This is a genomic window from Paenibacillus sp. LjRoot56 (genome assembly GCF_964253335.1).
In the GTDB taxonomy this organism is placed as follows: Bacteria; Bacillota; Bacilli; order Paenibacillales; family NBRC-103111; genus Paenibacillus_E; species Paenibacillus_E allorhizoplanae.
The window spans coordinates 258748-272704 of record NZ_CAXURV020000002.1 but is presented as its reverse complement, the minus strand read 5'-3'; the positions used below and the strand labels follow the sequence as shown (position 1 = coordinate 272704).

Below are 13957 nucleotides of genomic sequence, written 5' to 3'. Positions count from 1 at the left end.
TTTTAAAAATTTTTATAATGTCTAACCGTTTGTAAGTAGGGCATTTATATTCATCAACATCGATTAAAGCGTACCTTGATCTCCTCGCCATTTTTATTTGTGATTGATCAATCACTAACTCATTGAACTCACTATAATAGATTGTTAGTGATTGGTCAATAACTATTTTTTAAAGAAAAAATCTCCCCTTATCCTTCCATCAATTCGGGCAGATTAATCGCGACGGCAACATTGCACAGCACTCCGCGTGCGAGGAACAGCATTGCCCGCTCTTCAGCATTTTCCATACCAGCATCACGGAACGCCACCAAAATCATATTGCGGATATCCTTATAGGCGTTGCACATCGTCTGTTGGATAGCGTCCTCCCGAATGGTCTGTGCCTGCATCTGCAAAAGCATCTCGTTCTGGTACATCGACTGAATTTTAACATACTCCTGAATAAGCTTCGTCTCAAGCAATTCCGTAGAAGTCGTCTCCACCACCTGGCGGAACGATTCAATTACCCGATTCCAAGATGCCTCCAGCGCCGCTAACAGCAAAGTTTCCTTGGTCGCGAAGAATCGAAATACGTAGGGCTGGGAGATTTTTGCCCGTTCGGCCACCTGTGCCGTCGTAGCACGAAAATAGCCAACTTCCGCGAACACTTCGATCGCCGCGGAGATGATATCGGATTTGCGATTCACCGATGTTGCTTCGGATTTAGCCATCTTTATTCTCCTCCTATCTGATAGTGATTGATCAATTATAAATCCAGTATACAAAGGCTGCCGCGGCAATGCAACCTTATTAGAAACTTCAATTTCATTGGGAGGCATCCTAACTGATCTATATCGATCAATATCGGTAGCCTCCAAATGTTCATTATTATACTCTCGTTCCTCGATAGCGTAGTAATGGATTTACCTTAGTGAGTCACCTTATAGATAAACGCTTCGATCCAAGAAAGCGCAGCTGTTTATTTTTGGGATGGAACCTCGAAAGTTGGGGTATGTTATGAACTAGCTGTTAATCACCCGGCTGTGCGAGCTTTGGCTCCATTGGATGCTGGGCTAAATTTTAGGGGGTTCTTTTTCATATGGCTGTCTCTTTACAAGCAGAAGTCCGCAAAGAAGCAACAAAATCAGAAATTAAGCAACTGCGTTCCAAAGGGAAAATTCCCGCTGTCGTGTATGGCAAGAACATGGCGAATACGGTCATAAGCATTGATTTGAAAGAATTGCAGGTCGTTCTTCGGCAAAATCCTCATGCCATTATTGATTTGGCTATCTCTGGCAGTACAAAAACTCAACCTGTTATGATTAATGAAATTCAGCGCAATCCGCTGAACCGCGAGTTGTCCCACATCGACTTCCATCAAATTAATATGGATGAGCCGATCAAAACGGTCGTAGCGCTGGAATTTATCGGTGATGCTGTGGGTGTGCATGAAGGCGGGATTTTTCAAATTCAGATGCACAACATCGAGATTCGCTGCATGCCGAACCAAGTTCCGACTTCTATTCAAGTGGAAGTATCTAGCTTGGGGCTAGGTGACAACCTGCATGTCAGTCAAATTGTAGTGCCCGCCGGCATTGAAATGAAATCCGACCCGAATGATATCGTCGTGACAATTCTGGTACCTCAGAAGGAAACGGAGACACCAGTGGCTGCGAACCATGAGGAGCGCGTGGGTGAAGCTGAGACGTCCAATGAGGCTGCAACAGTAGGTCAGCCAAGCTAAGCCGTTAGTCATAGTGCAAAGAAGCCCTGCGCCAACCGTAAAGGCTTCTTTCGCTATGCCTAAATATGTAAACGGTTTACCATCAATACTTTTTAGAGAATAGCTGCTTCCTTTCGACTTCAATTTATTCCTACATCATATCAGAACTTACGTTCGTAATATATCTAAAAGATGAAGTAGGCAACCGATCCACTAGGGTTGGCTGCCTATTTTTGTTGTTATTGAACTATTGTTCTGCGTTTATTTGAACGAAAACCATTTAACGTTCCGCTTTCTATAAGCTCGAACGATAATACCCTGTTACAAATACCCTGTCAGCTTTTTCAGGATTTGCGCCTGCTCGACCGTCAACTTCCTGTCGCTCAGAACGTTTATCTCAATAGCGAAAGCATGAAGAATGCCTTCCTTTATTTTCATGTTGCCACGCTTCTCAGCTTCTTGCGCCAGCATCAATTGCTTGCAGAGACCTTCCGCTATCAGCCGGTCTGAGCCCAGGAATTGACGGATGAGTGCGCACATGCCTTCATAGGTGACATCGATCCGGTACGTAAAGACCGCCGCAGATGTATTGCCAGCCCGGTCCGCAGCTGCAGCAGCGATTTCATGATTGCCTGGCTCCAACGTGTAAGCAGGTACCCCTAAGAGCGGTTCCGAGCATGGATTCACAGTCAATCCGGATAAAACATCCGAAGCCATGCAGCTGATATAAACCGCTTGCTGGACGGTATACACAGGCTGGCCGGAGAATTGAACAACGGGTGCCGTCTTGTCGACCCTAACGTCAAAGGTCCTGGTTGCTTCCGATAAACCTGAAAAGTTAGAGGCGGCATACGTAACTGAAGTGACCCCCTCTGTTGTGATAGGGAAATGAACCGTATTTCCCTGTACGGTCGTTTTGACGATTGGCTGCGCGCCCTCGGCAGCATACGTAATGTTATACGCGCCGCTTGCCTGAACCATTACTTCAGCATCCTGGTTAACCCAGCCGTATTCATTCGGCTGAGGATACATGCTGACGGTTGAAACCGGCATGTAGGTATCTTTCACACTCACAGCGAAGTCATCGTAGTAGGCCGACGAAATGTTATAACGGCTCGTCACGGCGATGAGACTTGCGCTGACCGCACCCACCGGCGCTTTGCCTTGAAGCGTCACCTTCTGCCATTGCGCTAACCGGGATTCGTCGAGATGGATCTCAAGGGTTGAGATTGTTGCGTTGTTTTTGTCAAAGAAGCGGAACATGAAGCCTGGTTGGCCCGATTCAATGTAAAGGTTCATGCTCGCTTTGTATTCCTCGCCCTGGTTTACTGGAATCTTCGCGCTCTGCAAGGCAACGGATGCCGTTCTTAAATTGTCGGTAATTTTCAAGCTCTTCGTGCCGGAGAAGCGCTGAGCATCACTAATTTCATAGCGGTAATCGGCAGCGGTTGCGAACAGCGAGGTCCATCCGGGAATTGTGCTGCCGCTCACTTGCTCCTCAAATCCAGCATTCCGAACAGCAATAGGAAGGCCTGGCGGCGGCTCCACATATTCACCGTCTACCTCCATCCGGTACAGAATCGTATTCGTCGCTTGATCCGTGAAGTACAAGTTGCCGTCCATACCCAAATCGAACCTAGATGTGTCTGCAAGTGTGCGAAATTCCAGTGTCTCCGGATCGATCACCGTCAGCTTATTATTAAACAGGACATAGAGCAGACCGTCTTCAGACCAGCGAAGTGGATGATGAGCCCATTGGCTGAAATTGAGGCTTGGATAAATCTTCTTGCTCTTCACAACGTTGTATGTCACCGGATCAATCGCAAATATATACTCATAGGAGGCTCCCCATATGAGGCCATCAGGTCCTGCCGAGAGATCTCCAATAAAAATCGGCTTCGTTAAACCGGGAACTCGCAGCGGAAACTCGGCGATTTTTTGTGCGGAAGCAACGTCCCACACGAAAATCTTCGCTTCCTCCGCCGTAGGCTCTGAACCAAGACCTCCGCGAATGGTCGTGGAGCCGAATATTTTGCCGTTCAAGTAAGCTGTGCTGAGCAAACTTTGATTCTCCACGACATGACGGTGTACATTGGTTTCCCCTGTAGCCGGGTCATAAATCGTAAGTGAACCGCCCAGCGTACCGTAACCTGAAATCGTGGATATGAACAGCTTACCCTCTGCGCCCGTCATATTTACCAGACGTTCCTGATCGTTCCCCAGCACGGCTAAGCGCTTGGGATTCGTTTCACTCGGTTCGGCGGTCAAATCATACTCATACAACCCGCCCTCCGGGTAAACCCCCATATACACTTTATTTCCTATGGGGTAAACACTGTCCGCCTGGCCGATGCTGAAGGGCTTCGCAGTGTTATTCGTCAAATTCACAAGCGAAGAACGTGCCTGAGAGCCTGTCGTTATCAGCTGTGTCGGGGAAACCGCCGCTATACGGTTTACGACACCAGGGAGACCTGGAATTACCGGAGGCTTCAGAATGACTTGCTTCGTCTCGATATTCATAAACGTGACACCGCCGTCGTACCGTACGGTGACCAATGTTTTGCCTGGCAGCTCAGGGTTCGGGAAATCAGCCCAATCCGCGCCACGCAAGCCGGTTGTGTACTCCATTCCTGACAGCTCCACTTCGTGGGTGGCGAGATCGAATGTTTTCAGCTTTTTGTCGGACATATAGTAAAGCTTACCGCCTACCGAATCCGTGGCATGCAGTCCTGTCACATTCTCCAGCTCCAGATCCAGCCAGGAGGAGGTTTGCGTATCGTAGATATACGCTTCTCCTGGTATGCCGCTGCCGTCCGTATACCTTGCAAACAAATAGCGGTCGTCGATCGTATCCAAATCATACACGGTATCGTTCTTCACCGTGAGGGATGCGGCAATATCCGTCTTTTCCCCGGTTGCCAAGTTCACACGAACAATCTGCTTATGAGCTGTTCCGGCATAAACATTGCCGCCTTGATAGGCGATGGAGCGTACGTACTCCTGATCGGTTGCACCGATGACTCTGCCATAATCTTTCGTCAGCTTCGTACCAGGATCATACTGATACACCTTGCCTCCGGGAAAAGTACCTACATAGACACGGCCTTGCTCATCCGTGGTGATGCTGTTGGGCACGGATTGCCCATCGAACTGGGCCACCTGTACAGGCGTATGGGTCACTGGCGAGTAGCTCCACAATCGGGCTCCACCGCCGTCAGCGGCAAGAAACAGGGTGCCGTCAGGAGCGACAGTGTGCGCCCATGAACTTTCCGAAGGTGCGAGCGGAATGCTTCTAAGCAGCTTATAATCCTCGAGATCGATGACGTTGAGATGACCCGGCTTTCCTTTGCTCGTGGCATACAGTACATAACGCCCCTCTTCCTTTCCGACTGTTCCGTTAAAAACAGCCACTGTATAATTGTTCGGGATGAGCAGCTCCTCTGGGCTCCCGTACGTTTTTTGCGACAAGCGGCTGCCTTCCGCCGAAGCAGCTCCTGCTCCCCAGCTCGCCAATGCGATGAGCCAGCACATCATAAGGATAAGAACTCGAAACCTTGCGTTTATCATGACATGGCCTCCTTAAATTCTTTACATTGTTTTTAAACACGCAGGAATGTAAGCGCTTCCAATGTGCGCAAGCATAAATCCGTGCTCCTTCACTCTCGTTCACCGTAATCAAATTCACACGATTATTTGCCGTAAGTCAAAATTGTTCCCATCCTGTCAGTATGCTGTGCATATCCCTGATAGGCTTCCGCCGCCCTCTCTATCGGGTACTTGTCTGAGATAAGTCCTTGGAGCGAAATCCTCTTCTCCGCAAGCAATCTCATAAATTCGCCAATGTTCCGGCCTTCCGTCCAGCGGACAAAGCCGATCGGGTAGTCTTTATTTTCCAATTCATACTGGACATCGTATCTTCCTGGGCCGCCTGCTCTAGATATCAGCACCTGAGCTTCCTTGCCGAACATAAGCCCTCTTGAAAATTCAGTTGATAAGTCCCCAACGATAACAATTTTCCCTTTATCCCGTATCAAACGAAGAGAGCTGTTGATCAGTTCCTCTCCAGGCCCTCCCGCACATAAAATGATGCTGTCGGCACCATGACCGTCCGTCAACGCAGCTAACTGCTCCTCCAGCTTTTCCTGACTGTCATAAGCGTCTTCAACTCCACGCTGTCGTAGCAGCTCTGCCCGGTGAGCAAGGATATCAAAGCCCGCAACGCGGAAGGCTGCCGCCGATGCGATCTGGGCGATCAGCTGCCCCAGAATGCCCAGCCCCACGACGACGGTGGATTCTCCAAACCGCAGATCAGCCGTGCGGAGCGCATGAATGGCGATGGCGCCTAACCCTGCAAAGGCCGCTTCCTCCGGCTGGACATCTGGAGGGACTGCTGCCGTCAGGTTCGTCGGAACCGTCAGCCATTCCGCATGCCGGACATACGGCGCACCGTAGCAGGCTACACGCTGGCCAACCTGCAGGTGGTGTACATATTCGCCCAGCTCCTCAATCACACCAACAGCGCTATACCCTAACAATCCCATCTGTTCAGACGCACGGCGAATGAAGGTCATTTCCGTTCCTGGACTAATGGCGGAATATTCCGTACGTATCTTCACATGCCCTGCGGGAAGTGGACCAGCCTCCAGCTCTGTAATAAGAATGTTCCCTTTTAAAGCCGCAACTGCTTTCACCTTGCTTCTCCTCATTTCCTTCAGCATTTAATCAACCGGCATCTTGCGAAATTCGCTTGGCGAGATGCCATAATATTTCTTAAAGGTGGTGGTGAATGTGGAGGCATTCAGGTACCCTGTCTTCTCCCCGATTTCGGCCACACTCAACTCGCTATGCTTGAGAAACTCTCTGGCATGCGACAACCTTACCTTGTTCAGATAATCCACATAACCGACGCCGAAAGCTTTCTTGAAATAGTTAGAAAAATACTTCGGACTCGTATTCAGCACTTCGGCCATATGATCAAGATACAAGTTTTCCATGTAGTGCAGCTCAATGTACTGGGTAATAAACTCCAGATTCAGCTTGCTTTTTCCTTCTTGAAGCCGTTTGCTGCCGATCCATTCAACGACTGCTTGCAGAGCGTCCGTGATATCCCTGTAGCTATAAGCGTTATCTACCTGCAGGCAAAACGCCATTTCCAGTTGGAAACTCTCCTTGCTGCCGACAGGCAAAGTCTCTGCATGTTTCATTAGGTAGTAAAAAATGCTTTTCGCAATATGCGCAAACTGGTGATGGTGAATGCCACGCTCTGTATTTTCGTGAACAATGTCCTGCAAAATGTGCTTGGCTTCCTCCGTTTTACCGCTCAGCAGCGTATTCGACAGCTTCTCAATCTTCTCAAATGGAAAGTGAATATGGGATACGTACCGGATTGACTCCAAATCGACGACAGCTCGCTCCGCATTGATGTTCCGGTATATCCGGGCGTTCTGAATATCCTGATAAGCCTCCTGGCAATTGGTCATCTTGGAATCATATAGCTTGCTGACGCTAGCCCAGAGCGCGAGCCCCTGCAGCTCTTCCTTGGCCGCCCGCCTCGTCAAGTCTTCTAAGCATTCGATGACCGCTTTGCGGGCCGAAGGCTGACGAATCGCTACGAGTGCCACAAATTGCAAATGTCCCGTGTAGAAGACTATGGCAGGACCAGCTGCACGGAGATGATCTTCCAGCATACCCGCAATATCAGCTACAGGCATACCTAGCTGCGAATCGCCGTCTGAGGGAATCTTGACTTGCAGCGCAGTCATCACAAATTGTCTTTCAGGAAAAAAGAAAGCATAGTTCTTCTGCAGCTGCATTTCTAGCTCTCGGGAATATGCATAACCATCCAGCATCTGCAGGAAAATGCCTCTGCGAAGCTCCTTATCCGCAAAATCCATCTGCGTTCTCAGCGATTCATTCTCCGCTTGCACCTTGACGATACCGCTGTAAATTTTACGGAAATCGTTCCCCTTCACATGGCCTCCGCCGAGTAGTTTCAAAATATCTTTCACCGGTCGGTACAAGTAGACGCTGAGCAGCGCGGACAGCAGAACCGCACTGATGATCGCTGAAATCATAATCATATGATTGGCTGTTTCCACGGAGCCGATATTTTGAAACTGATAAGGAACTTTGTTGATATAAATGAAATCGTTATAATCCGACTTATAGAAGTTATACTCGAAATCCTTGCGGGTCAGGGTCGCTTCTTTGGCAGGATTAAAATACACCTCATCCAAGATGTCACTAGGATCTTGCGTTTGATCGGTGCTGAGTACAACATTTCGATTAGCATCGAGCACGACTAGGGATGCGCCGGGGATCATTGATTTGAGATCGATTTGTTTAAGCAACCTCTCCGCATTGAGCAGGACCATCACATTCTTATTGGACAATCGGACTTTGTTGCCGTCCATCACCGTCATCAGCTGCTGGGTTCTGCGGGTTAAGCCGTCGGTCGAGACTGCGAAATCCGCAATGGGGAACACCGTCAGAGCATGCTTGGAATCGGAAAACATTCTCCAATAATTAGCACTATAGGTGTCATGCTTATACTTTTTATCAAAAAGGACGCTGAAATCACTCGTTCCCTTGGAAGTAACGGCTAAGTCAAGGCTATCGTAAAATACAATCACATCTTCAACATAATCGATCGATGAGGCAAGCCTGGAAATATGTTCCTGCAGCGTGTAGGCCTTGGACATATCCATGCTCTTATCTTCAGACTCTAGATCGTACGGCAGCCCGTGTACGGTAAAGATCAGATTGTTGACTGCAGCGAAGGAGCTGTCAAACGACTGGATAATATTTTTAATAACAAGCCGGTTGTTCTGGGTCACTTTATCATAAATGCCGGAAATGGAGTTTTTATAGACGATATAGTTGGATACAAACATGATTACGATGACTAACAGCAATGCGAAAAAAATTTGCAGAAGTCCCCTGCTCGCCATTAAACGATGGATAGGCGTCACCTTATCACCTCTTACGATGTTATCCAACTAATATTCCACATTCGTCCCTTCAACCCTTTTCCGAACCGAGCATCACCCCTTTAGCAAAATATTTTTGGGCAAACGGATAGATAAGCAGCACAGGAATCATGGAGAGTACAATCGTCGCATTTTTCATCGCTTGCGGAGCCAGCGCAGCCCGATCGACAAGCCCAGCATCATTCTCAGCGTTGTAGATGAGCATATCTCTCAGAACAACCTGCAGCGGATACATCTCCTTGTCGCTCAAATAAATCATCGGGATGAAGAAGCTGTTCCAATGCCCCATGAAATAAAACAACCCGATCGAGGCAAGCGCCGGCTTGGAAAGTGGAATGACAATGGAGAACAAAATGCGATAATCGGATGCCCCGTCGATGAGTGCAGCTTCGCGAATTTGACTGGACATGTTCTCATAGAAGCTTTTCAAAATAATAAGCTCCATGGTCCATATCGCGTTCGGAATCACAAGCGCCCATACCGTATCTAGTAGCCCAAGCTGCTGCACGACCATATACGTCGGTATGATCCCCGCATTAAAGAACATCGTAATGATGATCATCAGCATAAACCACTTCCGGCCGAAAAACGTGCGCTGGGAAAGCGGATAAGCCGCAACCGCAGTGAAAAGTAAATTAATAAACGTACCGAGCGTTGTATAGTACACGGAATTGAGATAAGCTCTCGGGATTTTATCGTTCTTTAGTACTTCCTTATAGGCATCGAAATTGAACCCCTTCGGAAACAAGAACACTTTGCCCTGTACGACAGCCGATGTATCACTTAAGGAGACGGCCAGCATATACAGCACCGGATAGAGCGTCGCCACGGCTACACCAGAAAGGAGAAGCGCATTCAGAATGGTGAACCAAGTTATTTTGCGGTTTCCTACCATAACCCGTTCCCTCCGATCCTTTTGCTTAAATAGTTGGCTCCCAGCAGCATAATCATCGCAACCAAGGCTTCGAACATCCCAACCGCAGATGCGTAGCTGTAGTTCGATTCCAGCAAGCCCTTCCTGTACACATAAGTGGAGAAGACGTCCCCTACCTCGTAAGTCATCGGGTTGTACAGCAGCAATACTTTTTCATAGCCGATCCGAATCATGGAACCTGTTTTCAAAATAAACATGACCAGCAGGGTAGGCAGCAGCCCAGGAAGCGTGATATGGCGCATCATGCCAAATCTGGTTGCTCCATCGACTTTCGCCGCCTCATACAGTGTCGGGTTAATACCGGCTATTGCTGCCAAGTAGATGATCGCTTCATATCCGATCTTCTCCCAAATATCCGAGATGACATAGATCGGGCGAAACCAACCCGGATCAATTAAAAAATATTTCTTTGGAAATCCAAGAGCCGCCAGAAATTGATTAAACAGCCCGTTATTCGGAGACAAAAAATCAATAATCATGGAAGAGATGATGACAACGGACAGAAAGGCCGGCAGGTAACTCAACGTTTGAACAGACTTCTTGAACCACTTCACTCTTACTTCGTTTAGCAAAATAGCCAGCAGGATGGGAAACGGAAATCCGAAAACAAGTGTATAAATCCCTAGCAGAAACGTGTTTCTAAACAACATCCAGAAATCTTGATTCGTGAAAAATTGAATGAAATACTTGATTCCCACCCAATCGCTGCCCCATATTCCAGTGAACACGCTATAGTCCTTGAAGGCAATAATTAAACCGTACAGCGGACCGTATCGGAACAGAATATAGAACAGCAAACATGGCGCAAAAAGGATCAGCAGCTGTCTGTCCCGCTTCATGTGCCGAAAGACATCGGCAAACCTTGCCTTCAGCGGCTTCTTGGAGCGTGCCGGAGCTCCCGCCCCTACGATTGGTTGTTGCACAATAACTTCCCTCCAATCCGGATAAGTAGCGCCCTTCGGCCTTGCGGCGTTATCTATCGAGGGCGCCTTCCCGGTTATCCGTGTTTCGTCTTATTTAGCTGCGTCATACCGCTTCTGTGCATCGTTATAGACTTTCATATAGGCATCCAGACCTTTTTTGACAATGTTTTTCTTCCATTCTTCCCATTGCTCGCTGCCGTACTTTTTATCCAAAACATACTTGGCGTTAAACTCTTCGGCTGCTTTCTGCAGCGTCGTTTGCAGCTCAGCCAGCGTGGAAATCTCGGCATCGGTGAAATTTAGAATCGGATCAGCCGCTTCCCGTTTATTTCCTTTGAGAATTTTATTCTGAGCCTCTTGTTCTTTCTCTGAGAATTTGTAGTACACGCTGCGGCGGTCCGGCCGGAGATACGCGCTTTCAAGCCACATCGCGTAGCGGTCCTCCAGCACACTGATATCCACGAGCGGCAGATCCTTTAATTCCGGGTACACAGGAATGCCGTCTTTGCCCCATTCGAAGTTAACCCCTTCCACACCCACCGTCATCAATTCACTGCCTGAAGGGCTGGTCAAATAATCCAGCAGCTTCAAAGCCGCTTCTTTGTTCTTGTTATTCGCCACCGTCACGCTGAAATCGGATACCTTCGGCAGCGTTCTGACGTTACCCGTCGGTCCAATCGGATTCGCATACCGTAGATTGTAGTCAGCATTCTTCGATTTAATTTGGTTATAGAACAAATCCAATCTGCCGATCCAATCCCATGTCACGAACGATTTGTCCGTTGTCATCTTCGTTGTCCAAGAATCCTGCGTATCCGTCAAAAATTCAGGATCGATCAGCCCTTCATTGTAAAGCTTCTTCATGAAATCGAGCATTTCTTTATGTTCTGGCTGAATGCTGGCGTACTTCCAGGTTTTATCCTTCTCATCGTAGTAAGCCGGATAGCTCTCGCTGCCGAGCCCCCAACCATAGGACCAATCTTTAAAAATATTGACAAGTCCTTTAGACGCGTAAGGGTACGAGTTCGGGTACGCTTCCTTCAGTTTTTTGAGCGCTTGATAAAACTCGTCTGTATTCGTCCACTCTTTAACACCGAGCTTGTCGAAAATATCCTTTCGATACATAAAGCCATGATTGACGTCCCGGTTCAAATTATAGATGGGCCATGTGTAGAGCTTTCCGTTTTCATCGCCGTAGGATTTCACAACCCAGCTGTTTTCTTCCAGGTACAGCTTTTTGAAATTCGGCAGCATATCTGCATAGTCGTTAATCGCGACTACCCCTTTTTGCTTCCCGATCTTCTTTAATTCTGCCGGTTTCAACCCGTCGAAAATGTCCGGCAGCTTCCCTGACGCAACGATGACTTTCAGCTTATCTTGATACGTTTGAGGTGAATATGTCTGAAATTCTACTTTGATGCCTGTTCGTTTTAAAATTTCCTGGACAACCAACTTATCTTCTTTAATATTGGTGGAATTACTCGGCAGCATCCAGGTTACCGTAGTTGGTTCATTGACGAGGGGTAGCTTCAAACCTCCCGTATCGCCATACTGCTTAGTTGCCGGTGTGCCAGCTGGTGTGCTCGATGCCTGGGTTGGACTTGTCTCATTCTTGACGCCTGCATTCCCGCTGCAGGCAGCCAGAACGGAAGTCATCATGGCGATTCCCGCTACTGCGCTGATCAGCTTCTTTGTCATTTTCGTTCCTCCCTTTATAGCTTGCGTGTTCCATTTTTATAATAAAAGCGCTTTCTACATCCGTAAATAACATGATTTCCATACACTTGTTTTTTTCACTTCCGCACGTAAAAAATGCCGAGAAACCTTGTCAGATCAAGGCTTCTCAGCATGTAGATAATGCTAAAGGAGTAGAAAATCGTAAAATGCAATGACAGAAACATTCCGCGGGAAATGAATTAATTTAGGAAACCGCCTGCGGCTAAGCAAACTTAATTAAACCCAAATTCCACTATGAACTCCCTGTTATAGAAAAAGGTAGCAGCTGCCAGTCCAAACTATTGGTCAAAAGCCCATCCACCCTAGGTCGACATTGTCCTCCGTATTTTTTTCATTCCTGTAACGGTTTATCTGGTACCCAAACGATCCCACTGTAAGTTGAAATATGATACCAATTGACCCCCTCTGGGGAAATCCACTTTTCAAATGATAGGACTTCCTGATCATTGAAGGTGCCTGCATTATGGAAAACTTCTCCTGTCAGTGGGAAATAATAGGTTTTTGTTTCTGAGGTTAATTTTACTTTTTCTTGTGTTATTGTAATGCCCTGAGGTCTTTCAAAGGGTGCTCTATCAAGGTTGACCACTTTCCAACCGAATGGGGTTTGGATACGTGCCCAACCTTCATTTATTTTGTCAGCTACATATGTTCCCGGCTGTAGCCAATTTTGTAGACTAATGTTTGCGTCACCGTCGATGTCGAAATAACGTGTGGCGGTTCGCAGTGTGATCTTTTCGTTATCTAAGTCAGATTGCATTAATGGACCACTCTCAGATTCAGATAGAGGATACGATTTAACCCATTTATAAGTTCCATCTTGTAATTGAATCTTGAACCATCCATAAATTTGAGTCTTAATGTTGAACATGGAGCTTGCAACCGCTTGAACTATTCCAGGAGTCGCTTTCACTCCTTTTCCCTCAACTTCATAGGGATGATCATAAAGCAATTCGTTCCCAGTCATTTTAACGACTCTGTCAGTTGATCTCTCCTCATGCTGAAAGTCTTCAGGGATAAATGGATCGACAATCCACTTCTGCCCCTGTTGTTTAGTAGTAATTCGATACCACATTGGAGCTTCCAACATTGCCTTTCCTGTATGAGCCCCTTTGTATAAATAATTATAAAACGCTGTAACATGCACTTTTTGTGGTGAAATTATATCTTTAGGTGGTTCGTCGCTGGAATAAACACCGACATTGGGTTGGTCATATAACTTCATATCTTCAACAAGGGTTATGTCTCTGTCTTCTTCCCAATAGCCGCCAGCAGTAATTTTGTTATCATCCTCGATCCATTTTTCTCCGATCCAGGTTTTTATACGTATATATTCTTTACCTCGGGTGTTTGCTAAACAGTCCGGTTCATTCAGAGTACAAGCTACTTCTACCATCTGCATACCGGAAATCGAGCCAACGATAGAATTTGGATTTCTATAGTCATCTAGCAGTTTCGTCTCCGATAGAACAACCAACTGTCTATTCGACATCAAATCGATTGTCGCCGTAGCTGAGGTGCTTAAAAAACTGAACCCACCGTACAATAGTGACATCGCCAGTGCATACTTAGCAGCCTTTTTCATGTACACACACCTTTCTCTGATAAAAATTTCGTTAGATGTTCTTAATTGGATAATTATACTAAATTTATCCCATTGACAAATATACTTTAC

The 13957-nt window shown here is 47.1% G+C and carries 9 protein-coding genes; 1 reads left to right on the top strand and 8 read right to left on the bottom strand.

All coding sequences use genetic code 11. The annotated features are described in order from the left end of the window. Positions 1–188 precede the first annotated feature (188 nt). Positions 189–710, bottom strand: a complete 522-nt coding sequence (locus ACSQ8O_RS14050) for a TetR/AcrR family transcriptional regulator (protein ID WP_056619603.1) — start codon at positions 708–710, stop codon at positions 189–191. Between the two features lie 368 nt (positions 711–1078). On the opposite strand from ACSQ8O_RS14050, the gene ACSQ8O_RS14045 reads away from it, so the two are divergent. Further along, the gene (locus ACSQ8O_RS14045; RefSeq protein ID WP_436242178.1) at positions 1079–1723 is read left to right on the top strand and encodes a 50S ribosomal protein L25; all 645 of its coding nucleotides are present in this window, start codon (positions 1079–1081) and stop codon (positions 1721–1723) included. Between the two features lie 300 nt (positions 1724–2023). Here the strand turns inward: ACSQ8O_RS14045 and ACSQ8O_RS14040 are convergent, their stop codons facing one another. The 7 genes from ACSQ8O_RS14040 to ACSQ8O_RS14010 all read right to left on the bottom strand — a co-directional run bounded on the left by ACSQ8O_RS14040 (position 2024) and on the right by ACSQ8O_RS14010 (position 13867). Beyond that, entirely contained in the window at positions 2024–5269 is a 3246-nt protein-coding gene (locus ACSQ8O_RS14040) for a hypothetical protein (RefSeq protein ID WP_436242177.1), read from the bottom strand. 122 nt (positions 5270–5391) lie between these two features. Then, the gene (locus tag ACSQ8O_RS14035) at positions 5392–6393 is read right to left on the bottom strand and encodes a zinc-dependent alcohol dehydrogenase (protein WP_436242176.1); all 1002 of its coding nucleotides are present in this window, start codon (positions 6391–6393) and stop codon (positions 5392–5394) included. Positions 6394–6420: 27 nt separating this feature from the next. Further along, positions 6421–8700 carry a helix-turn-helix transcriptional regulator gene (locus ACSQ8O_RS14030; RefSeq protein ID WP_436242175.1) on the bottom strand — a complete coding sequence of 760 codons (2280 nt, stop codon included), beginning with the start codon at positions 8698–8700 and terminating at the stop codon, positions 6421–6423. Between the two features lie 22 nt (positions 8701–8722). After that, positions 8723–9586: a carbohydrate ABC transporter permease gene (locus ACSQ8O_RS14025; protein ID WP_436242174.1), complete on the bottom strand. Its 864-nt coding sequence runs from the start codon at positions 9584–9586 to the stop codon at positions 8723–8725. Next, positions 9580–10464, bottom strand: coding sequence for an ABC transporter permease (locus ACSQ8O_RS14020; protein WP_436242933.1), 885 nt, complete (start codon positions 10462–10464; stop codon positions 9580–9582). The genes ACSQ8O_RS14025 and ACSQ8O_RS14020 overlap by 7 nt, the downstream gene beginning before the upstream one ends. Before the next feature lie 174 nt (positions 10465–10638). Then, entirely contained in the window at positions 10639–12246 is a 1608-nt protein-coding gene (locus tag ACSQ8O_RS14015; RefSeq protein ID WP_436242173.1) for an extracellular solute-binding protein, read from the bottom strand. A gap of 370 nt (positions 12247–12616) precedes the next feature. Continuing rightward, the gene (locus ACSQ8O_RS14010; protein WP_436242172.1) at positions 12617–13867 is read right to left on the bottom strand and encodes a hypothetical protein; all 1251 of its coding nucleotides are present in this window, start codon (positions 13865–13867) and stop codon (positions 12617–12619) included. Positions 13868–13957 lie beyond the last annotated feature (90 nt).